The organism is Microbulbifer maximicatervae (SeqCode) (assembly GCF_052467065.1).
On sequence record NZ_CP174299.1, the window covers coordinates 4,258,494 to 4,278,676 of the forward strand.

At 46.7% G+C, this 20,183-nt stretch carries 22 protein-coding genes and 3 tRNA genes; 18 read left to right on the forward strand and 7 right to left on the reverse strand.

The features are described 5' to 3' along the window. Nucleotides 1–132 precede the first annotated feature (132 nt). The 14 genes from ACJJI1_RS18785 to ACJJI1_RS18850 all read left to right on the forward strand — a co-directional run bounded on the left by ACJJI1_RS18785 (nucleotide 133) and on the right by ACJJI1_RS18850 (nucleotide 10,601). Nucleotides 133–306 (forward strand): hypothetical protein, encoded by a 174-nt coding sequence (locus ACJJI1_RS18785; RefSeq protein WP_444957608.1) that lies wholly within the window; start codon nucleotides 133–135, stop codon nucleotides 304–306. Nucleotides 307–516: 210 nt separating this feature from the next. Next, nucleotides 517–735: a DNA packaging protein gene (locus tag ACJJI1_RS18790; protein ID WP_444957609.1), complete on the forward strand. Its 219-nt coding sequence runs from the start codon at nucleotides 517–519 to the stop codon at nucleotides 733–735. A 7-nt stretch (nucleotides 736–742) separates the two neighbouring features. After that, nucleotides 743–2,458, forward strand: a complete 1,716-nt coding sequence (terL, locus tag ACJJI1_RS18795) for a phage terminase large subunit (RefSeq protein WP_444957610.1) — start codon at nucleotides 743–745, stop codon at nucleotides 2,456–2,458. A 169-nt stretch (nucleotides 2,459–2,627) separates the two neighbouring features. Continuing rightward, nucleotides 2,628–3,188 carry a hypothetical protein gene (locus ACJJI1_RS18800; protein ID WP_444957611.1) on the forward strand — a complete coding sequence of 187 codons (561 nt, stop codon included), beginning with the start codon at nucleotides 2,628–2,630 and terminating at the stop codon, nucleotides 3,186–3,188. A 161-nt stretch (nucleotides 3,189–3,349) separates the two neighbouring features. Next, complete coding sequence (locus tag ACJJI1_RS18805) at nucleotides 3,350–4,612, forward strand: hypothetical protein (protein WP_444957612.1); 1,263 nt, start codon at nucleotides 3,350–3,352, stop codon at nucleotides 4,610–4,612. 380 nt (nucleotides 4,613–4,992) lie between these two features. After that, nucleotides 4,993–5,133: a hypothetical protein gene (locus ACJJI1_RS18810; protein WP_444957613.1), complete on the forward strand. Its 141-nt coding sequence runs from the start codon at nucleotides 4,993–4,995 to the stop codon at nucleotides 5,131–5,133. A 267-nt stretch (nucleotides 5,134–5,400) separates the two neighbouring features. Further along, complete coding sequence (locus ACJJI1_RS18815; protein WP_444957614.1) at nucleotides 5,401–6,465, forward strand: hypothetical protein; 1,065 nt, start codon at nucleotides 5,401–5,403, stop codon at nucleotides 6,463–6,465. Nucleotides 6,466–6,467: 2 nt separating this feature from the next. Further along, entirely contained in the window at nucleotides 6,468–6,764 is a 297-nt protein-coding gene (locus ACJJI1_RS18820; protein WP_444957615.1) for a hypothetical protein, read from the forward strand. Nucleotides 6,765–6,967: 203 nt separating this feature from the next. Continuing rightward, a complete protein-coding gene (locus ACJJI1_RS18825; RefSeq protein ID WP_444957616.1) occupies nucleotides 6,968–7,387 on the forward strand; it encodes a Tse2 family ADP-ribosyltransferase toxin in 420 nt (139 codons plus the stop codon). Continuing rightward, nucleotides 7,384–7,620, forward strand: coding sequence for a hypothetical protein (locus tag ACJJI1_RS18830; protein WP_444957617.1), 237 nt, complete (start codon nucleotides 7,384–7,386; stop codon nucleotides 7,618–7,620). Before ACJJI1_RS18825 ends, ACJJI1_RS18830 begins: the two co-directional genes overlap by 4 nt. Nucleotides 7,621–7,640: 20 nt before the next feature. Continuing rightward, the gene (locus tag ACJJI1_RS18835) at nucleotides 7,641–8,072 is read left to right on the forward strand and encodes a hypothetical protein (RefSeq protein ID WP_444957618.1); all 432 of its coding nucleotides are present in this window, start codon (nucleotides 7,641–7,643) and stop codon (nucleotides 8,070–8,072) included. A gap of 469 nt (nucleotides 8,073–8,541) precedes the next feature. Next, nucleotides 8,542–9,093: an antirestriction protein ArdA gene (locus tag ACJJI1_RS18840; RefSeq protein WP_444957619.1), complete on the forward strand. Its 552-nt coding sequence runs from the start codon at nucleotides 8,542–8,544 to the stop codon at nucleotides 9,091–9,093. A 76-nt stretch (nucleotides 9,094–9,169) separates the two neighbouring features. After that, a complete protein-coding gene (locus ACJJI1_RS18845) occupies nucleotides 9,170–9,391 on the forward strand; it encodes a hypothetical protein (protein WP_444957620.1) in 222 nt (73 codons plus the stop codon). A gap of 346 nt (nucleotides 9,392–9,737) precedes the next feature. Next, nucleotides 9,738–10,601: a hypothetical protein gene (locus ACJJI1_RS18850; protein ID WP_444957621.1), complete on the forward strand. Its 864-nt coding sequence runs from the start codon at nucleotides 9,738–9,740 to the stop codon at nucleotides 10,599–10,601. On the opposite strand, the gene ACJJI1_RS18855 is transcribed toward ACJJI1_RS18850, so the two are convergent. Next, nucleotides 10,582–11,052, reverse strand: a complete 471-nt coding sequence (locus ACJJI1_RS18855; protein WP_444957622.1) for a helix-turn-helix transcriptional regulator — start codon at nucleotides 11,050–11,052, stop codon at nucleotides 10,582–10,584. The genes ACJJI1_RS18850 and ACJJI1_RS18855 overlap by 20 nt on opposite strands. Nucleotides 11,053–11,189: 137 nt before the next feature. Between ACJJI1_RS18855 and ACJJI1_RS18860 the strand changes: the two genes are divergently transcribed. The 3 genes from ACJJI1_RS18860 (at nucleotide 11,190) to ACJJI1_RS18870 (ending at nucleotide 13,177) form a co-directional block, all read left to right on the forward strand. Then, nucleotides 11,190–11,489, forward strand: coding sequence for a hypothetical protein (locus ACJJI1_RS18860; protein WP_444957623.1), 300 nt, complete (start codon nucleotides 11,190–11,192; stop codon nucleotides 11,487–11,489). A gap of 103 nt (nucleotides 11,490–11,592) precedes the next feature. Then, the gene (locus ACJJI1_RS18865; protein ID WP_444957624.1) at nucleotides 11,593–11,949 is read left to right on the forward strand and encodes a hypothetical protein; all 357 of its coding nucleotides are present in this window, start codon (nucleotides 11,593–11,595) and stop codon (nucleotides 11,947–11,949) included. 70 nt (nucleotides 11,950–12,019) lie between these two features. Next, the gene (locus ACJJI1_RS18870; RefSeq protein WP_444957625.1) at nucleotides 12,020–13,177 is read left to right on the forward strand and encodes a tyrosine-type recombinase/integrase; all 1,158 of its coding nucleotides are present in this window, start codon (nucleotides 12,020–12,022) and stop codon (nucleotides 13,175–13,177) included. On the opposite strand, the gene ACJJI1_RS18875 is transcribed toward ACJJI1_RS18870, so the two are convergent. From ACJJI1_RS18875 to ACJJI1_RS18900, 6 genes are all read right to left on the reverse strand, one after another. Next, nucleotides 13,140–13,226: transfer RNA gene (locus ACJJI1_RS18875), tRNA-Leu, on the reverse strand. The two genes, ACJJI1_RS18870 and ACJJI1_RS18875, sit on opposite strands and share 38 nt — an antisense overlap. A 223-nt stretch (nucleotides 13,227–13,449) precedes the next feature. Further along, nucleotides 13,450–13,523, reverse strand: a tRNA-Cys gene (locus ACJJI1_RS18880). Nucleotides 13,524–13,995: 472 nt separating this feature from the next. Next, complete coding sequence (locus tag ACJJI1_RS18885; protein WP_444957626.1) at nucleotides 13,996–15,219, reverse strand: hypothetical protein; 1,224 nt, start codon at nucleotides 15,217–15,219, stop codon at nucleotides 13,996–13,998. 401 nt (nucleotides 15,220–15,620) lie between these two features. Continuing rightward, the gene (locus tag ACJJI1_RS18890; RefSeq protein WP_444957627.1) at nucleotides 15,621–17,528 is read right to left on the reverse strand and encodes a S8 family serine peptidase; all 1,908 of its coding nucleotides are present in this window, start codon (nucleotides 17,526–17,528) and stop codon (nucleotides 15,621–15,623) included. 85 nt (nucleotides 17,529–17,613) lie between these two features. After that, entirely contained in the window at nucleotides 17,614–17,847 is a 234-nt protein-coding gene (locus ACJJI1_RS18895) for a hypothetical protein (RefSeq protein WP_444935972.1), read from the reverse strand. Between the two features lie 91 nt (nucleotides 17,848–17,938). Further along, nucleotides 17,939–18,808 (reverse strand): hypothetical protein, encoded by an 870-nt coding sequence (locus tag ACJJI1_RS18900; RefSeq protein ID WP_444957628.1) that lies wholly within the window; start codon nucleotides 18,806–18,808, stop codon nucleotides 17,939–17,941. Nucleotides 18,809–19,929: 1,121 nt separating this feature from the next. Here ACJJI1_RS18900 and ACJJI1_RS18905 point away from each other — a divergent pair. Continuing rightward, a tRNA-Pro gene (locus ACJJI1_RS18905) sits at nucleotides 19,930–20,006 on the forward strand. Nucleotides 20,007–20,183: the final 177 nt, after the last annotated feature.

A 20,183-nucleotide genomic window follows, 5' to 3' on the forward strand; every position in this document is an offset into this window, starting at 1 on the left:
AAGTCGCTGATTGGGCGCTTATGCTTGGGATATTAACGGGCATTCTAAACCTATTAATTATCATCCCTACGATTTTGAAAATATATAGCCCGAAAATCAAAGGGATATTTAAACGGAATAAAAGTAATAACTATGAGTGTAGTGATAAAAGTAATTAGTGATACCTTCTGTGCCTTTATGTCAGAGAAGATTCTGAAGCGGCTGGTTATCCGCGTTTTACGTGAGCTTGCTGAGCGTTCTGAAACTGATATTGATGACAAAGTTGTTGAGGACATGGCTGAGACCCTGAATGTCAAAGGAGCGTGATTACAAAGAAGAATACGCTCGCTACCATTCAAAACCTGAGCAAGTACGTCGCAGATCGGAGCGGAATAAGTCGCGCAGACTGATGATTAAATTGAAGGGGAAGAAAGCCGTGCAGGGTAAAGATGTAGACCATAAAGACAGAAACCCTGCTAATAAGGCTTCAAGCAATCTCCGCATCCAGTCTAAGAAAGAGAATAGGGGGCGTAATAAGTGAGCGCATTACAGGAGCTGCTAGAACAGCTTCACGATGAGGCTGCTAGAACTTTGTTAGAGCGGCTTAAAGGCGGTAAGGCAACAGCTGCTGAAATTGCACAGGCAATTAACCTGTTGAAGCACAACGGCATCCAGTGTGATTCCAAACCCGGAAGTATTCTGGATGAGATTTCAAAGGACTTGGAAAACTACCAAGCCGGTAACACAATAAATTAGGAGCTAGATGGCACATGAAGTAGAGAAGCGGCTTAAGGATGATTTTTTATTCTTTCTCTACCTGATTTGGAAACATCTTAATCTACCCAATCCAACAAGATTACAGAATGATATTGCGAGGGCGCTGGGGAACTCTCCTAAGCGCCTTATCATTCAAGCTTTCCGGGGGTGTGGTAAATCATTCATTACTTCAGCTTTTGTTGTATGGATGCTCTACCGCGACCCTCAACTTAAAATCATGGTTGTGTCTGCATCTAAGGAAAGGGCAGACGCATTCTCGCAGTTTACAAAACGCCTTATAGGTGAAGTTCCTTGGCTCCAGCATCTGCGGGCAAAGAGCAATCAAAGGGACTCGCTAATTGCATTTGATGTGGGGCCTGCAAGGGTTGACCACTCACCATCCGTTAAGTCTGTTGGTATCACTGGCCAGCTGACAGGTTCCCGCGCTGACATAATCATTGCTGATGACGTTGAGGTGTTGAATAACTCCGCTACCCAGACCGCTCAGGACAAATTGAGTGAACTGGTGAAGGAGTTTGATGCGATTCTCAAGCCGTATGACCCGGCCTTGATGGAGTTTGAACCTAAGATTCTGTTCCTGGGAACGCCTCAGCATGAGATGAGCCTGTATAGCAAGCTACCTGAACGTGGCTATAAGACTATGATTTGGCCTGCTTTGTATCCAAAGAACATGGAGAGATACAAAGGGGCCTTGGCAAGGCTCATTGTAGATGACTTGGAACGCGATCCAAGCCTTGTAGACCAGCCAACAGACCCTCAGCGGTTCACCAAAATAGATCTGGATGAGCGTTTAGCATCTTATGGTAAGGCTGGTTTCGCTCTTCAATTCATGCTTGACACAACTTTGAGTGATGCTGAGAAGTACCCGCTCAAAGTGGCAGACTTAATCGTGTCTGACATTATGCCTGTCAAGGCTCCTGTTGAGTTCAGCTTGATGAGGCATGGCGACAGGATTGTTGATGTACCTAATGTCGCTTTGACAGGTGATTACTATTACCACCCAGACTGGGCTAGTGATGAGCGCCTGGATTACGAATATAAACTGCTTGTAATTGACCCTTCAGGCCGTGGTAAGGACTTGACAGGGGTTGTGGTGCTTTATTTCCTCAGGGGTTACATCTTCCTAGCCGAAGCAAGGGGATTTAAAGAGGGCTATGCAAAGCCAACACTCAGGTCCATTACTCAGATGGCAAAGCGTCATGGAGTCCATACGGTACTGGTGGAGGATAACTTCGGTGATGGTATGTTCACCGAGCTTCTGAGGCCCGTTCTGTACGACAGCTACGCATGTGGTGTTGAAGAGACCAAATCACAAGGACAGAAAGAGAGGCGAATCATTGATTGCCTTGAGCCAGTTATGATGCAGCACAGGCTTGTAGTGGCCCCTTCAGTGATTGAGAGGGACTACGAGAACAACAAGAACGAGATTCGCTACAGCCTGTTTTATCAGATGACCAGAATCACGTATGAGAAGGGAAGCCTCGTACATGATGACCTTATTGACCCTCTCGCAATGGGGGTGAAGTTCTTTACAGACCGCATGGCGGTTGACACTGCAAAGGTGAGTAGGGAACACAGAGAGCAGGCTATTGATGACCTGCTGAACAATGTAGAGAAGTTTATGAGTGCTGGCAGTACCGTTGTGTCCACCGTGGACGCCTCAGGAGCTACTGTCAGCCGTCCGACTGGATACGTCCAGTGAGCCGCTTAAGATAAGTTGAAGATGCCTGTAGAGCCTGTGAGGGGCTTTGCAGGCATTAATTTTACTAAATTTGCATTTAATGATCTTGGTAGGTTTAGTAAAATGCCTTCAAACATTGGTTTGATTAGACTCATTCCTTGAAAAATTTAGATACATTAATAGGGAAATCATGCAGAAGAGCGCAAAAAATTGGATTCTTGGGGGTACATCCTCCTTAGTCGCTGGATTAGTTGTAGCATATACTGCGACAAAGGATGGTTGGGAATCTACCCTCCGATTAATATCAGCCTTTTCTCAAAATTTGCCTGATTTTTTGGGGTTTTTTCTTCAGGACCTCAAAGTGCCAATGTGGATAATATTGTTATGGACCTTGATAACAGTAATTGGCTTAGGATATCTATTCCTTTCAATGTTAAGGAAGTATAGTTCCAATTCCTTTAAAGAGGCTGTAATAGAAGGCTTAAAGTGGAGGTGGGAGTGGTATCTTGATGATCCAGTAGGATTGAATAGTTACTGTCTTAGCTGTGATGCCGAGTTAGCTCAAGACGATGGATTTTGGAGTCATTCTAAACAAAGCTATTCCACAATATTTTACTGCCCCAATAGAGGTTGTTCTGAGGAGGAAGTCGGTGAGGTCTTGGGGAAAGAGGATGAGGTCCATGATTATATTACTAAAGAGATTAAGAGGCTTGCTAGACGGAAGGCTGCTGGGAGAATTAAATTTAAGTAAATATACAACCCAAAAATCAGTATCCAGTAAACCGTTTAATATTGATTGAGGGTGTTGATAGAGGCTTTTCAGAGACTTTTATGGATTGGCGATTTTCGTCCGTAGGTCATGTGATATATTAAGAACTGACAAAAGGTGCGTCTAAAGAGCAAGGAGTGCATGTGGCATATACGTTACCGAAATTTTTTAAGACTCAACTGGGTCCTGCTATAGAAACAAGCATTGGAACCTTGTGCCTTTTCTCAATAAGTACTGGAGAGGATATCTCCCGAGCAGAAATGCTTGAGTCCGCTGACTTGGAGGGCAATGCTACTGAGTACCTTAAAAGCCTACTTATTTTTGTATGCTTCCCTCAAGAAAGCTTATTGGAAGGGGGATATAAACCTGATAAACCTGTATTAACACAGGAAAAAATAGAAAAGCTGCCTGAAAATGAGCTTGATCATCTAGCCAAAGTGTATGTCCAGCATAATGAATATTTGTTCAAGAAGAGTGAGTATGGGAAGGAAAGGAATTCTGAAGGAGAGGTAGTTCGTCGCCATAAATTTACAGAAGTTCTACACCCCAAAGAGGATGATGAAAGCTATATTGAATATCTTTATAGGCTTCACCTTTTATGGGTCGAAAAAATCCATGAGGATTTTCAGCGCAAACTAGACTCACTGCCGACTTTTAGTGGTTTTTCAGAAGCGCTAACTAGTAGTATTACACAAAGTTTATCTCAAGGAGAGGCTTTGAGAAGAGGTCTTGAGCCACTCAACAGTATTCAAGTACCATCCACTTCTAGTTTCTCCATAGAAAAACCTTCTCTCCTCAGTAACTTACATCTTCCTGATCCGACTGAGTTTGAAAGGAAACGTCGGGAGCCATTCAATGATCTTGCTAATCGCTTAGATAAGTTAGTAAGCAAATCTGAACAAGCCATTAACTTTATGGTTAGCTCAAACGAAACTCAGACAGCTATTGGCGATGAAATAAAACAAAGTAGTGATGCAACAGATCGTCATGCGAAGAAGAACATACGGCTAACTAATCTTGTTATTGCCCTGACTAGTGTAGGGCTTTTTGTGGCAGTTGTAGGACTTATTGTGGCAGTGGCAACAAGTCTTTTTGGTGTCTCTTTTAAAGACCAATCACATAACGGATTAGAAGAATATACCCAAGAATTATCTGGCTCTTTGAGACTCTCCAGGGAGATTGCCGAGGATAATAGTAATAAATCAAATTTGATTCTCTCAAATATCCTAGAATCTCTAAAGAATATCAATTCAAACTCCACTAGCAACCATAAAGTATTGGTTGAGGCCCTTCAAGAAATTGATGAACTCAAAGCTTCAAATGATAAATACAGAAAGGAGATTGAAATTCTTAGCAAAGAGGTTGAGCGATTAAAGAGAGAGAGTGATCACGCACTCAAGAGCTAGATGCCTATTGTTCCCAACGAATTGGCCCGACACAGCATTAAAAGCGTTCCTACTTAAGCTAGAAAGTAGATACTAATAGGTCTATTCTCACGCCAATTCCACTCCTCCCACCTCCACTCCAAATGCTCTGAAACCCGCATGGTTACTGGGCTTGGAGTTTTGTTGCCCTAAGGCAATATTTTTTTCTTTTCGCCGATTCGTCGGGGTTTTGTTTTTTAAGGTTATAGGGGGCACCTTAAAGGGCTTATAAATGCTTATAAGGGCTTATAAGGGTCTTTAAGTAACCACCACTACCAACAACCTAAAGAAAGAATATTTAAAGCTCTGAAAGGGTATCCCTGGAAGGGAGGGCTTTCCTATGAACTAAAAAGGTAATTCTAATGCTAATACTGTCCCATATTGGTTGTGTGGTGCTGGGTGTTCTTCTTGAGCATGGAGCGAGTAAACTAGGTTCAAGTAAATCTATAAGCAACCAGCACGACACTGCTACTGACTTGGAGGGCTTTAACGATGGTCCCTAGTCAGGAAGAGTTGTTCCGCTCATCCTAAAACCGCTCATACCCCCACCTAATCCCCGAACCAAATCCCTACATACCGAACTGGCACTTTGTCCAAGCACCTCGCTAAGAGGCTGGTCAAATGGTCCTGCATGACTGCGATTCGACTCAGAAGATATCTCTTCAGCTGTCTGGTCCGCCTTTCACGGTGTCTGTAGATGGATTGAAGTAAGGGTAGGGGCGTACACAAACCACCCGCACATGATGCCAATTACTTTAATGGTGATATCAATGCCGAATATACAAACCGCAGCACCGCAACAAGAACCCGCTCTAAATGTTTTACAACTCCGACCACCAGTGAGCGTGGTTTCATTAATTCCTTGTGATCTTAACGAGCGTGCATTTTTTACATGCAGTCTCTCTGATGGATCGCATTGGGCTAGTAAGCCCGGCCTGAACCCTGAAGTGCTGGAGTGGACGCAACTAAAACTACCTGATTGCGTGACCGTAGGCAGACGAGAGGATGAGAAGCTGCCTGAGCCGGGAGTAGAAACCCTTAGAACACATTTGGGTATTGGCTTTCTGGATGGATACAAATGGATTGCTAAAGATGAGCCAAGCGGTTGGTATCTATGCAGGGAAAAGCCAACTTGGGGCGAAGAAAGTGAGATGTGGGTTAGAGGCCACTCCGATTTACTTGCGTATGACCTTGTTAGCAGGCTTCCTAAGGCCCTTACTAGTCTTCATGGTAAGGACAGTCTAACGCTACTTGATACTCCCTTAGCCGACTTGGCTAACTCACTTAAAAGTGAGTCTGAGCCTGTAAAGAAAACGCTCAGGGAAATTCTGAAGCCTCTTAATCTTGATGGATATTTGTGTATCACTAAAGAAGTCTCTGGCGTGTACAAGGCTCATCGCAGGAACCCAGTTTGGGACTCCATTAGCGGTGAGTGGCTTGCCTTTGATCTCGGTACATGCCTGCTAAGTGCTGAGGCCGCTTCCTTACTGCCCTTTGCACTACGCATTCAATCCGTACAAGACAGCTGCTTTCCATTGGACTCTGAATGGGAGGTTGGCGCTCCCTCAGCGCAGACTCAGAAGAAACCCTTACGAGAAATTCTTGGGGCTCATCTCTTTGAGGGTCAGAAGTACCTAGCAAGGGATGTTGGTGGGGACTGGTTTATGTACAAAGACAAGCCCGACTACCGTATGAAAGTTGGTCGGTGGCAGGGTGACTGGGATTTCCTTTGTGATGGTAGCGAGGATGCTGTTGTAGCTAAGCTCCCGCAAAGCCTTCGCGATAGGGCGCCTAAGGACAGTCTGGTTTCTCTTGATTCAGAGTGGGAGGTTTGAAGATGGACGGAGAATATAGAATTGTTCCTATAACACCCACCGCTGAAATGTTGGATGCTCTTGCTGAAGCTTGCTTTGTTGATGGAAAGCAACTGAGGCCCGCTAAGGAAGTCTGGGAGGCGGCTCTTAAGGCTGCCCCAAAGCATGATGAAACAGTGGGAGAGGACTTGCGCATTGTGTCCGCCAAGCGTCTCAAGATCCTTGAAGAGGCTGAAGAAATGCTCGACGCACTTAAGGGTGGTGGGGTAGATAATTGGTGCGGCTATGATGATGCTATGGAAAGTCTGGGGGATGATTAGAGACGGCTGGGAAGGGTTTTAAACACCCCATTAGGTCTACTAAGGCAACCCTACTAAGGAATACTTAATCACGCTGAGAGAGGCTGGTAGACGGCCTCTCGGCGGGGCGTAAGGCGTTGTCATAGGCGGTTGTATTAGTGTCGTGTTAGGCTTCTCACTTGATCAATATTTAATCTAATTTAGTTGAGCAAGGAGCGCCGACTATGAGTTCTTCCGATACCGAACTCTACTTCCTTCCAGAAGAGCTTTTTCGCATAGGTAATACAAAAGAACCCAGGCTTACTAATGTCCGAACACAGGATGTTAATTATACCGTTCTTGACCATACAAGGATGGTCGTCGCTGACGGCAACGGTATTAGTCTGTACAATGAAGAAGGTCTTAGAATGTCTCATTTGACTGGTACTGTGTGGAAGCTGCCAGAAGAAATGATCAAAGATAAGCCACTACCTGCTGGGTTGAAGATTGTTGAAGACAAAAATTCTAAAGGACATTTTATGATTGCCCCAACTCGTAATATGCCTTTAGAACAATATAAAGGGCTTCTTGAGAAGCTAGCGGTGAGATGCACTCCGTGGCTATCAAAATCAGAATTAGGGGCGTGGAGAAAGGAAGCATTATGAGAGAATTGGAACTGAAAATTAATAGAAGTACTTTTATTTTGCTTTGGAGATCATTGCACGCCCGTGAGAATGAGCTATTGAATATCGTTGAAGAATTCGGTGAAGAGTCTGATGAGGGCTGTGATGCACTCAACGATATTATCGCTCTACGTCTTTATAAAGATGGGCTGCAAGAGAAAGCTAAGGATGTGTTTGATGAGAATGCTTTCTTGCTTACTGATGAGTATCTTTAAAGCCACTTGAGAGTCTGCTTATGAGAAAGTATGCCTCCCTGTCAATTCTTCTCCTGCCGGGAGGCCAAGCTAGCGCTTTCTCTGAAAAGGAGCTTCAGCATTACGTTTGCCATGAGTATCTGAAGCTCCCTGAAAGCGCTATTGAAGTCCGCTTAGGAGACGGCACAAGAGCTGACTGCTTGGGTGATGAGTATGTGGTTGAAGTTGAGTTTGCCAGCAAGTGGAAAGACTCAATAGGGCAGGTGATGCACTACTCCAGCGAGACTCAGAAGAAGCCTCTTGTCTATCTGCTGCTGACCTCTCCAAAGGATATGCGTTACTACCACCAGATGCAGGAGACGTTGGCTGCTCAGGAGTTGAAGTTTCCTATAAGAGTTTTGCCAGGGTCTTTCTATGAGACTGATGAGGCTACTCAGAAGAAGATTCAGAAGTACGTTGAAGAGCACTTCTGAGCGCCTGGAATATTTTGTTGAAAAAATCTGAGTGGGTAGATTGATAATAAGGACCGCTCAATACCCCCCGTGGGGGCCTCCCTAGCTGCAACCTGTACCGAAAACCTGTACCAAAGAAGCTAACCCATTGATTTATAAGGGTTTTCAGAGGATATAGGATCTCTTTCCAGTGTGTTTTATGGCTGTTTTGGCCAATATGGCTATTATTATTGCGTTAAGTGGCTAGAATGCCTGTATGTATCTGATTCATCTGTCACGGGGCTTACAAGCCTTTTGCACTACCTTCCCAATCCTTCCTAGTTCTTCCTACTGCCTTTCCAATCCCTCACAAGCTCACTCTATCCGCTCCCTTCCTTACGCTTTCCTACCAATCACAAACTTTTGAATTTATTTTCATGTATCGCTTGACAGGTCTATTAAGTGCGACCTAGAGTTGTCGCATCAACAGACAACAACAGGGATTTACAACATGGCTAACATCACTTTTTACGAGTTGAGCACATACAACAACGGCCTTTTGCTTCCTTTCACAATTGACCTTGATGAACTCAGCAGCGAGGAAGAGTTTAAAGAGGCAGTCCAAGACAGCTTACAAGTCCTCAAAGAAAAGGTTATAGCAGGTGAGTTCCCACACGCGGATATTGAATACCGGGGAGGCTTCTACACCTTTGAGGAGTATGTGGTAGCTGACTCTGAGGATGTGCCGAGTAAGTATGTAGGCGAGCACTCTTTAGATTCTGAGTATTGGGAATACAAGGAAGCCGTAGAAGAGCACGGCGCGGAGGTTGTGGACGCTGCTTTGTCTATTGGCTATGAGCTTGAAAGCATGGCGGACCATTACAGGGGACACGTTGAGCCGCAGAATGATGATGATGGAACACTGGGCGAATGGGCTTATCAGAATGACCACCTGGGTGAAATACCTGACCACTTGGCTAGTTACATTGACTGGGATTCCGTAGGCCGTGACCTGAATTGCAGTGGCTGGCATGTAATGAACGGACATATTTTCAGCGTCTAGCAGGTCTACTAAGTGCGACTTTGTGACTACCTCAACAACTAAAAACCAAAAAATAGTTCTGACAGGGAGCGAGAAGATGACACAGAAGAAAACTTTGGGGTTGCCTCTTACCAATTCAAAGGCAAACAAAGTGATAGGCAGGAATAAGGCAGTAGTTGATGGAAAAGTTACTGCCTTGGCTGGTTGCAATAATACAAACTGCCAAAAGGACTGTTTGCGAAAAGATTCTGGGTTAATTTATCGGGAAACTTGGCAGTCTGAAAAGTGCCCAGTCTTTATACCAGCAATGAACTATTAAAGAGTTCCTTATGTAGCACCCAACAGGTCTATTAAGTGCGGCTTTGAATCCCCTTTTTGAGGGCTTACCCATGGTTATTCGCCGTTGTGGTCCCTTGTTCATTGTTACTTATCGCGGGCATTGGGCGCTGTCTGCTGTGCTGTCTGACGCTCTCGCTTGCATTTGGTTGGAGGTGTTGCGTGATAGTTAGTTATCTAGTGCCCGCGCTAGTCCTGCTTTTCATGGTCTGGCAAGCGGTTGTTAATTGGCAAGAAGTAGCGCCGTTGTTCTGGCTTGTTGTTGTTGCGCTTGTCGTCTTTGGTTGTTTTGTCGGGCTGGCTTCAGTCCTTACAGGGAGGCTTTGAAGATGCGCTTTCTAGGCGTTGTGCTGGCTGTTGTGAGTGCTGTTTGTACGGCTCATTGGTTGGGTTCTATCTCTGTTCCTTTTGGTGTTGTGGCTGTGTTGTTCTCTGTTGTTACCGCAATATCACTTGAAGCGGCTAAGAACCTATTAGCTGTGCGTTCTGTGAAGTACTGGCAAGAACGCAACTTTGCCCGCTTTGGTGTTGTCTTTTTGTGTGTTGGTTCCTTGGTTACGGTTTCGGTCTTTGCCACTGTTCAGTACATCCAAGGTGCCTACAGTGACCACACAAGCCCGCTACTAAGACAACATGCTCAGCAACAATTAGAACAACAGCGACAAGCATTAGCAGGTAGTGCAAGGCTGATAGAGCTGGACAACATAAGCAAGGCAAAGCGGCAGCGGGGCGAGGAGTTGCCCGACCTCAACGAAAGCATAGAAAAGACGCTGGAGAGGCTTAATACCTTGAAAGATAGGCCCGCACACCTCTCTCAGATATCAATTTTGGTTGGGGTGCTTTTGGATGTTGTAGCGCTTTTGATGTTGGTGTTAGATGCGACTGACAGGCAGTCAAAACGTGATAGTGATTCTCTAAAGGGTAGGCCTGCAAGCACCCAAGCAGTGCTTACAACACCCCCACAGCAAATCACTGATGACTACCAAAAGATACTTATTGAGCGTTTGGAAGGAGGCTGGTGCCCGACCGTCAGGGGAACCATGACACTCTTCCAATGCCAATATGAAGAAGCCAAGGACTTGCTTGATGGACTTGTTGTGGCAGGCAGGATAGGTAGCGAGGTGAAATCTGGAAGGGTGTTTTATACCAGGCTTACAACAGTTAACAACAGGCTTATGAATGAGCGCGCCTAGAGTTTTCAATGATGGCTTGAACATTAAACATCAGCCCGGTTGGACTGGCTTTTAAGATGCTTTTGTACTGCTGCTGACAGGGTGCAGAAACATACTCTAAGGACATTAGACCGGAAAGCGCTGAGCGCTCAACAATTTCAGGATTTCCCTCAGCAGCCACTCTCTGCATGGCAGCTAGGAGCTGGATAGAAGTGGTGTTAATGCGGCGTTCAGAAAACGGCTTACAAAATACATAGGAGGGAATGAAATAATCCGGGTGTACGGAGCTGAACGCAATCAGCAGCTCAAAGGAAATGTCTGTTTTTTCTCCGCCTTCAAGCTTTACATAGGTTTGGCGAGAGATTCCGATTTTCTTTGAAAGCTGTTCTTGAGTCAGTCCATAGATTTTTGTGCGTATCTCCCTAAGTATTCCTGGGAGGCGCTCATAATCGATTTGTAAACTACTACTCATACAACAAAATCATAAATTGACCATATTTCCTTTACATTCTAGCTCTTTTTTGTAAGGGAATACGCCAAAAGTAGTAGGTATAGTACGACTATCTGACGGAAACCGACTAAATAACAACAGTCTGGAGCAAAAGAAAGATGTTTCTACCAAAGGAAAAAGGAATTACTTCATTTGGTGCTTATGAGGGAACCGCTGAGCAGTCAGAGATACTTATTGCTAGTGAATGCTGGTTCTCCTTAGACCAAACCACCTCCTCAGGCCGTAAAACCGCGAAGGATTTAATAGCTAGTGGCTTTGCATACGCTGAAGGGCAGGGGGTAACGTACTTTAATGACTGTGCTGAGTTAGATGAATTACTTGGTCTGGATGAGTACGACAAGGAGGAGGCAGCGGCAATAGCCTCAAAAGTTAACCAGCACCCAGGGCGCACAAAATAGCCTTGCTTAGCGATTGTTGGGTGCGTATCATCCACGCAAAATTACAACATGCTACTTAGCGGCGTATGAGCGGGATGCTCTAACCACACAGGAAAATTAACAAATGAGTCTCCACAACCTTTCTAGGGCAATTGAGGTCGTTGTTTCAGAAACGAACCCAAGAGTGACAGCAAGGCACGTCATTATATTTTTGATGACTGCTGAAGCAGGGAATGAAGGGCTGACTCAGCAAACAATTATGGATTTCTTTGGTGATGAGATGCCGAAGGGTTCTATAAGCAAAGTCACTAAGCGTCTTCAAAGAGTTGAGGGTGCTGATGGTGATGGAAATATCCGCTATGGGTATGACCTCATTCAATGGATTGATGACAGGACTGCTATTGAAGGTGCTTACGGTTACTTCCTTCTAACGGAAAAAGGCAAGCAGATTTATAAGCAGGTTAAGAGGCTTGTAGGGTAGGCGAGTAGCGCCTTCCTTCGCTTTCAGGTCGCATTTAATAGGGCTAACAAGTACGGTATGGAGAACTACTATGGTTGAGTTAGGCAGAGGGATAAAGCGTGAGAATCTGAAGAGCGGGCAGGTGGTTTATAAGCTCAACAAAACTCACAAGGGTGAGCGCATCAAGGCAACTTGTGATAGTGAACAGGAATGTCGCGAAGTCTACTTGAAGCGAGTGAGTGATATTGATTCTGGTAAAGACCTTGGAAAGGTTAAGGAAGCTGAGAAGCAGCGTGAAAAGCTGACTATGCGCGACCTCTTCAAGCGTGCTGAGCAGCATCCAAAGGTTTGGAAACACAACTCCACCAACGTGAGTCGCAATAATACTGAGCGCTCCTTGGAGATGATGGGCTGGTGGGATAAATCACCTTTTGAGCTGACCGCTGAGGATTATCTGGACTTCATTGCTGAGTGTGAGAAGCAGGGTAATTCCCAGAACACTATTAATCACAAGCTGGCCTACCTCAACGGGCTTTTCAAAGCTGGCGTTTTACTACGTTTCTTCTCTGAGACTGAAGTTGTCTTCCCGGTAACTATGCAAGGCACAGTTAATGAGGATGCTTCCAAGACTCGCTTTGCTTGGGATGATGAAACCGTTGCACGTTTTGAAAATGTAATGAAGCACGTATCACTGGATTGGCAGGCTCTTTTCTTGGGGTTGCTACACACTGGGATGCGGCCTGCTGAGATGAATAGCTTAAAAATTAGCAGTATTGATACTAAGTCTTGGCGCGTCACCTTCCTACGGAAAAAGAAGAGAGGAAAAAAAGTAGAGACTCAGCTGCCTGTTGTCAGCCAGTTAAAGCCTGTCTGGGAAGCGTATATCAAAGAGCGCTTGGAAGAAGGTGCGACACTAAATGATAGTTTTATTACAGGGCTGCGCCATGAACGCTCAAGAGCAGATGCTTTCAACACCATCAAAAAAATGATGGGAGTGTCTGACGAAAGTGTCACCTACACACTGCGCCACACATGCTGCACACGGTTGATTAAGCGTGGAGTAAACCTTGTCACGGTTATGAACTGGATGGGACACAGCACAATTCAGACCACTATGAACTACGTGCATTTTTCACCAGAAATGTTTGATGAGGTAGATGCGAAAGTCAGTGGGAATAAAATTTTAAATGGGAATTTAGAGGGGAGGGAAGTGGTGCCCGAGGCCGGACTTGAACCGGCATGGCCGTGAGGCCGAGGGATTTTAAATCCCTTGTGTATACCAATTTCACCACTCGGGCTGAGTAGCTTTCCTTAACGACTGCCGGGTGTGATTCTGTACCGAATCCTTGTACCAAAAATCCATGTTCTTGATTTAGAACGATTTAATATGGATTTTAAGTCTCCTGTGTCTACCAATTCCACCACCCGGGCAGATCCTTTGCGAGAGAGGGCGATGTTTAAAAGCTGCCCTTCATTCTCACTTTCATTGCATTCAACAGGATACTGCAATGAAGAGGAAAATGGAGGCTAGGGTCGGAATCGAACCGGCGTACACGGAGTTGCAGTCCGCTGCATGACCACTCTGCCACCTAGCCTTTTTTATCCGCCTTTGGCGGAAAAGAACGCTGCGAATTCTATCTGATAAATCTGAAAAATCCTAGCGTTTTCTTATACTTACGTGCGTTTCGCTGTGTAAGTGGGCGCCATTTTAGGGACTCTAGAGGATTAGTCAAGCATTGTTTTCATCAATGTTGCAAACAAGTGAAAAAAAGTAGGAAAAGTTACCTTCTGATGATGGGGGAGGGCTGTAATAACTTTTAGCGCTGGTGCTCAAGAACCTATTTCCATTTGTTCTAAATTAATCTTCAGGTGTGCTGGCAATCTGTGACCTGTGTTCGATACTGTCTTTATCTGGCTAACACATCTCCCCCAACGTGTTTAGTAATGCTGGTAGGGTGGCTCACATGGCTGTCACCCGGAAGCAAGGATGAAATCCTCCAAGTTTCACTCCTAATGGTCTTGGCCCTGACGCTCTCCCCCCCCGTCGTCAGGGCTTTTTTTTGTCTGCTATTTGTTGGAGCCTTTCGCCCGGTCTGTCAGGTTTTCTGTGGCTAATGTATCCACGGGCTTACCGGCTGCTTTCTCAGACAGGGATCTAAACCTTTCCAGAGTCACTTCACCGCGTGTTCGAGCCAGTTCTTGTGCGACGTCATCAATACTTGCCTTGCCATTGCTGGCCTCGCGAATCTCTTTATCCAGTTGCTGCATTACCCCGGCCGCACGGGCGGTAATGGGGCCGGATGAGCGTTCGACTAATAGTGAAGGAGCCTTCTTACCCCATTTAATCAGTTTATCCATTGCCTCCTGATAGCGGGTTTCACTGATGCCACCAGTTCGCCTTAAAATCTCCAGGGAGTAAAACTCAGCCAGTCCCTCTACAATCCAATCGCTCTCATCGTCGCCGTGAATTCCCGTGCCCACATGAACTAACTCGTGGATCATGCTGCTGGTGCGGTTGCCGCTGATCAATGGTCGATCAGCATGCATATATAGAGAGCGTGTCCCCGATAGTCCGCCGCGCCACATGGGGTCGTCAGCGGTTACGATCAATAGATGATCAGGGAAGAGGGGGAAGATCTTCTTGAGCTCTGGCAGGTTCCAATTTAGGAAGGCCAGGATGTCTTGCCGCCGAATATTCTCATTTTTAGGGCCTGCAACACGGGTTTCGGTGCCGGCAATCATATCCTGCCGACTGCCAATTTTCCCTACAATCATCCAGCCCTTGGGTCTTACAAACTTACGCTTGGGGTCAGATAACTCGTATAGGTTATCTTCGATCTCAGGGTAGGGTAGGGCCGCATACCATTGGTCAGGAAGTTCCAGCTTAAGGCGGGCGGTAGAGCGGCCACGGCTGGTTGCCGATACGGGTGCAATCAATTTATCGCTGCGGAGAATTGCCCAGTCTTTGGTGATCCGTGAGTCGTAGCCACCGTTGCTACGCTGGTTGTCTATGACAAAGCGGTACTTGAGGGCGGGGTTCTTTCCTTCGGGGTGCCAGGTTGCTTTGTCGCCCTCGATCTTTAGGGGGGTGTCACTTTCCAGGTCCTGATAGCGGCCAGAGCGCAAGTTTAGAACGAGCTTACTTGGCATATCATCACCGCTGAGCGCCATTTCCACTTCAGCCAGCTTGGAGTTGGGTGAGATCTCTGCACTGTAAAGAATCTCATAAGCCTGAACAGCAGGAGATAGAGTGGCGAGTAATAGCGGCAGTGTTAGTAATCGTTTAAGCATCGTTTCTTCAGCGGGAAATCCAACAATTAGTCGTTTCGACAGTATCTAAGCCTACAGGTGCCCTTGTGTCACCTTCAAGCAAACTGGTCACAAGCTAGCGAGTTATGACGTGACAGTTTTGTGCCGTCAGGTTTCATTTAATTGGTTTTCAGATATGTACCATTTAAAAAGAATACACTTACAAAGTCGTTATCTTATGGCAGCGCATACTAGTAAGCATCTCCCGTATGAGTAAACAAGAAGATAGATGTGGGTGGGCCGTCACAAGCATCTTTTGAGAGGGCTGGATTAGCGGGCAGGCATGCTGCCTATGTGGGAATTGAATGCTACGAAGGACAAGACCGCAGCTATGCCGCGGTCTTGAAAGGTCTTTTGCAGTCTAACTAACGATGGCGACAGAGCTACCAATATCTGATTGCACGGGGATCAACGAACTGCATACCGTAGGCGCTCAGGGCAAATCCATCTGGAAAACTGCTTACCATTGGTTGCTGGGGGTTAACCGCGGCTATTTCGGAAGGGTAATAGCCTCCCGGCACAAACTGCCCCTGCCAACTGGGTGTAGCTTGAGGGGGGTAGCCCTGTAACGGACTCATAGTAAACCCAGAGTATGGAGTGGCTGGGGAGGGGCCTTGCGCGGTAGCGGCATGAGTAGCCGCGGCCCCTGCTTGCTCTTTGGCGGACTCAAAAGCGGAGTTGATACCGAAAAGCTTGGGAACACCTGCGCCAACTCTCTCTGCCCCGAGGGGCATTGGTGCGGCCAAGGATTGGATCAGTTGGAATAAGGCGGTCACTCTGGATACATCTTTCTGCCGGAGCGCACCTTTAAATAATGGATGGTGGGCAAGTAGTAGTGCTGCCAAACCGGTAATATGCGGCGCGGCCATTGATGTACCTGACTGAACATCGAAGCCTTTGTCAGGCACAGACGAAACGATACCCACACCAGGTGCGGCAACAGAAATTTCCTGGCCGAAAGCGCTAAACCTAGGAACAAATAGACCGTCGGCTGATGCTGTTGAGGGTATTACTGTTTGCGCTTCCCAGGAATCTTTGGGGAATTCATTGAGCATTCCAAGAGCGCCTACAGCCATAGCATTTGGGGATCTGGCTGGGTACTGGACTGCCCCGCCATTGTTGCCAGCGGCAACTATACAGGCGATACCATGTTGGACTGCTTCCTCGATTTGCTGCTCAACAGCCTCTGATGAATCAGAGCTGCCCAGACTCATATTCACCACATCAACGCCGAGCTCTATGCAATGTGAGAGCGCATCAATCAAGCTACTAAATTGCCCGCCGGGGAAAACTTTGAATACATAGATTTCGGCTTCAGGAGCAAAACCGCGTATTGCCTCGGTGCCAGAGGGTTGGCCTGTAATAATTCCCGCACAGTGGGTTCCATGGCCGACGATATCTTCTGCCCAGCTATTGGCATCGTAATTATTGGTGACATCGATACCATTCTTTAAGTGGCTCAGTATTGGGTGCTTATTGTCCGCACCGGAATCGATGATTGCGATTTTGATACCTTTGCCGGTGTATTCATCGGGTAGCTGGTCCAGGCCCATGTACTTTTGCCCCCAGCCATAGGAAGCATCATTGGGGAAGTTGGGTATGGCTTCGCTTAGGGGTTGGAGTTTCACCAGGTTCACACCGGTGAGCGACAGGGAAGGGCTGCGAATATATTTGTTCCAGAAATCTTTGGCGGGACGGATCAGAAGTGATTTCACTTGAGCGCCGCCGCTTTGCGCAAAAATACTGAGCGCAACTTCCCCTTTATTGTTAGTGACCCCCTCCTGGGGAAAGCCCGCGCTTTCAACAATTATTTGCGCGTCGCGTATGGGCTCACCTTTTGCGCCGATAACGCGGAAGTGCACCTGCTGAGCCTGGACATGGTATTCGCGCAATAGTCCGGGTTGCTGTGCAAAAACTGCGGAAAAGGTCGGTGAATAACTCGCTTGCCCGTAAGAGAGAAGTGAGTCCAGTTCAACGGCGACGTTTGGTGGAGTGGTCTGGTAAAGTGCCGCAGCAGCATCCACATCCATACGGACTTTGTAAATATTGGTGGCCTCATCGGCGGAGGACAGCGTTTTTAGTTTTCTGCCGGGGCGTATTTCACGAAGCACCTCACAACCTGCCTGCCTGGCAATAGTGGAAATCACATGGTGCATTGAGCCCGAGCTCAATGGCTGCACGCCCATGGATTTAGCCATCAGGCTGCGGCGGGGTGAAATAAGTAACTCGACTTTCTCTGCAACCTCGACCGAAGGTTCTCCTGCGGCCTTTTCTTGTCGGGATTCAGTCATGTTCATGTTCCTTCGCTTTCAGTGCGGTACTGATTTAGTACGCGTGTGAAACGTCTGAAAGTGGTGAATCGAGTGGGTTTCAGCCTCAATTGAGAGGGTGGACAGGTTGATCCGGATCAATAATTACTTTGCCTCCCAATTTCCTTCTTAGGTCGTCGACGGCATCGGGGGTAGCCACAAGGGTGACGTTGCTTTTGCGCAAAGTAACGTCCTTCACATCGGGGCAATTTGAAGCTTCCTTCACCAGCTCCTCTAGCTCCAGAGTGCTAGCTGATACCTTACGATTGGGTACGGCTACATATTGCTCAAACTTCTTCATTTTCTTCTCATTGTGACTGCGCTATCCAAAGTAGGACAGGGGCGAACCCACCCCCAGGAAAAGGGGCGTGAAGCCCCTTTTTGCTGCATTTCTAGTGCAGATAAGCCTGTTGCTGAAAGGCTGAGTTGGGTTGCGGCATTGCTTGATAGGGCAGTGGCTGCCCGATGCCGCTCAAATTCTGAAAAGGTTGCTGTGGAGGCTGCGGGAAAGCCTGTAATTGCACCGGTTGACTCAGTGGTGCAAAAGCCTGCGGGGGAACCGACCCATACTGCTCCGGAGCCACAGGTGCCAGTTGATTTACCGGTTGGCCGACATAGGTCTGAGGAATGAGGTGTGGCGCGAATTGCGGTGCGGCCTGGTAGGGTAGTAGGTGGCTAAGGCGCGCCAAGTTGTTAAGGAGTTGACCTTGTTGGGGCGCACCAATGTAGTTACCAAGAACAGGTGCGGCACGGCTAACCAGCTCACCGAGGATACCTTGCGGTGCCAGTTGCGGAGCGGTTTGGTAGGGCAGGAACTGTCCTAGCTGGGCGGCTGCATTGATAAGCTGTGCCTGAGGGCTATTGATGTAGTTGGCCAATACCGGTGCGGCTCGGCTTATCAATTCGCTGAGATAGTTCTGGGGGACAAACTGATGAGCGAACTGGGGTGGAATCTGTGGAGCAAGCTGCTGAGGAATGTGGGGCGCTAACTGTTGTGGAAGCTGCGGTGCGGCCTGGAAGGGCAATACTTGGCCCAATCCGCCGAGTGCATTGATCAATTGACCTTGTGGTCCACCGACAATACCACCAACCACCGGCGCTGCGCGGCTAATAAAGTCTCCCAGCAATCCTTGTGGTGCTAACTGTTGTAGCGGCAGGTATGGCTGGGGGGGAGTGAGTCCGACGATCGGATTAATCGGAGGTGCGGCATAGTTTTGTGGTTGTCCAAAGATCCCTTGAGCATATGCATATGGTTGGTACATGAACGTACTCCTCGAGTAGACCAATGACGATAGGGGGCTATCGCCCAGGTTATTTCATGGTTTACGGGTGAGAATTTTGGAGCTTGATAGAGCCCCGTTTTTAGGATCAGCCTGCTGATAATAAATCGGTAATGAGCTTTCGAGTTGTTGCATCTTGCGACGGACACTCAGCCGGCTGATCTGAGTATAGAGAAGCTTTTCAGAAGCACAGGGAAAGTTTCAAAAAAAATGGAGCGGGAAACAAAAAGATAATAGAGATGCAATTGTAGTCACTATTTTTCTTAAAATTTTGTAATTTTCCAAAAGGAGTATTTTTTAAAAAATAAAGTTTTACTTGGGATTTGATACTTAAATGGGTGGTAAATATTCTTGTGGCGTGCAGGGTGCTGCTCCCTTGTATTGGTGTTTGGGCTCGGGAAAAGTCCCCTCGGGTGCCCGGTGAAAACTAGCGGCACTTGTAGAAATATCCGTAAATAGCGAACTGGAATTTAAAGGTAACTGTATATATCGATGTCTTGGAAAAGTAACTTATAGAACTTATCAGTTCGCTTTTATGTAAAGGTCTACTTACTCAAAACATCAAAAAACGATATCTAGTTGCGTTTCAATGTAATTTGCTATTGCCTCGCGTTGTATACCCTTCTTGGTTTTTTCTGTACCAAACTCTTGCATTCTCCGTGGAGAGCATTGCATTTGTTTATACGTGTGCTCTCAAAACTAAAAGTACTTGATAGTCGTTGATGATATGTAAATACAAGAAAGTGGATAGAACTAATATCGGTATTTTTTTGGCGACCACAGTTTGCCGTATACGTGAAGAGGGCTTCAGAGAGTGGATAGATTGGTGGAAAGTGTTCGATCCCAGGGAGAGCAGGGGATTGGTTGTTAGGTGGCAGACTAAATGGATGTGTCGGCAGTGGGGCCAATAACCAGCAACCGTAAAGCTTGAATCTCCAGCGTAGAAAGAGGCGCTCGGAGCCGGGGAGGTCCAGCTATAATGCGGATTAGACTGCCTTTGAGGACAACTCAAAGACCAGTTGTGTCGGCAAAATAACCTATGATGACATTCGCGCCAAAAATTACTTGATCTTTGAAAAATGGATGAGTAGTATTCGCGGCCTCGGTGAGTAGCGCAGCCTGGTAGCGCACTTCGTTCGGGACGAAGGGGTCGGAGGTTCGAATCCTCTCTCACCGACCATACAAAAAGAAAAAGCCCGCTTTTAGCGGGCTTTTTTGTGTTTATGATTTCATTCCTGGCAGAGCTTTTACTCTAAAGGTTTACATGAGTAATTACACAGCTACCTTGAGGGTGTAGTCTCTTGGTTGTTTATCGGTATAAATAGTTAAGCCAGCCATACTCAAAGCCTCGTCGGTA

Coding starts and splice junctions, on each gene's coding strand:
- ACJJI1_RS18785 (WP_444957608.1), top strand. CDS start 133: ATGAGTGTAGTGATAAAAGTAATTAGTGATACCTTCTGTGCCTTTATG.
- terL (WP_444957610.1), top strand. CDS start 743: ATGGCACATGAAGTAGAGAAGCGGCTTAAGGATGATTTTTTATTCTTT.
- ACJJI1_RS18800 (WP_444957611.1), top strand. CDS start 2,628: ATGCAGAAGAGCGCAAAAAATTGGATTCTTGGGGGTACATCCTCCTTA.
- ACJJI1_RS18810 (WP_444957613.1), top strand. CDS start 4,993: ATGCTAATACTGTCCCATATTGGTTGTGTGGTGCTGGGTGTTCTTCTT.
- ACJJI1_RS18815 (WP_444957614.1), top strand. CDS start 5,401: ATGCCGAATATACAAACCGCAGCACCGCAACAAGAACCCGCTCTAAAT.
- ACJJI1_RS18820 (WP_444957615.1), top strand. CDS start 6,468: ATGGACGGAGAATATAGAATTGTTCCTATAACACCCACCGCTGAAATG.
- ACJJI1_RS18825 (WP_444957616.1), top strand. CDS start 6,968: ATGAGTTCTTCCGATACCGAACTCTACTTCCTTCCAGAAGAGCTTTTT.
- ACJJI1_RS18830 (WP_444957617.1), top strand. CDS start 7,384: ATGAGAGAATTGGAACTGAAAATTAATAGAAGTACTTTTATTTTGCTT.
- ACJJI1_RS18835 (WP_444957618.1), top strand. CDS start 7,641: ATGAGAAAGTATGCCTCCCTGTCAATTCTTCTCCTGCCGGGAGGCCAA.
- ACJJI1_RS18840 (WP_444957619.1), top strand. CDS start 8,542: ATGGCTAACATCACTTTTTACGAGTTGAGCACATACAACAACGGCCTT.
- ACJJI1_RS18845 (WP_444957620.1), top strand. CDS start 9,170: ATGACACAGAAGAAAACTTTGGGGTTGCCTCTTACCAATTCAAAGGCA.
- ACJJI1_RS18850 (WP_444957621.1), top strand. CDS start 9,738: ATGCGCTTTCTAGGCGTTGTGCTGGCTGTTGTGAGTGCTGTTTGTACG.
- ACJJI1_RS18855 (WP_444957622.1), bottom strand. CDS start 11,052: ATGAGTAGTAGTTTACAAATCGATTATGAGCGCCTCCCAGGAATACTT.
- ACJJI1_RS18860 (WP_444957623.1), top strand. CDS start 11,190: ATGTTTCTACCAAAGGAAAAAGGAATTACTTCATTTGGTGCTTATGAG.
- ACJJI1_RS18865 (WP_444957624.1), top strand. CDS start 11,593: ATGAGTCTCCACAACCTTTCTAGGGCAATTGAGGTCGTTGTTTCAGAA.
- ACJJI1_RS18870 (WP_444957625.1), top strand. CDS start 12,020: ATGGTTGAGTTAGGCAGAGGGATAAAGCGTGAGAATCTGAAGAGCGGG.
- ACJJI1_RS18885 (WP_444957626.1), bottom strand. CDS start 15,219: ATGCTTAAACGATTACTAACACTGCCGCTATTACTCGCCACTCTATCT.
- ACJJI1_RS18890 (WP_444957627.1), bottom strand. CDS start 17,528: ATGACTGAATCCCGACAAGAAAAGGCCGCAGGAGAACCTTCGGTCGAG.
- ACJJI1_RS18895 (WP_444935972.1), bottom strand. CDS start 17,847: ATGAAGAAGTTTGAGCAATATGTAGCCGTACCCAATCGTAAGGTATCA.
- ACJJI1_RS18900 (WP_444957628.1), bottom strand. CDS start 18,808: ATGTACCAACCATATGCATATGCTCAAGGGATCTTTGGACAACCACAA.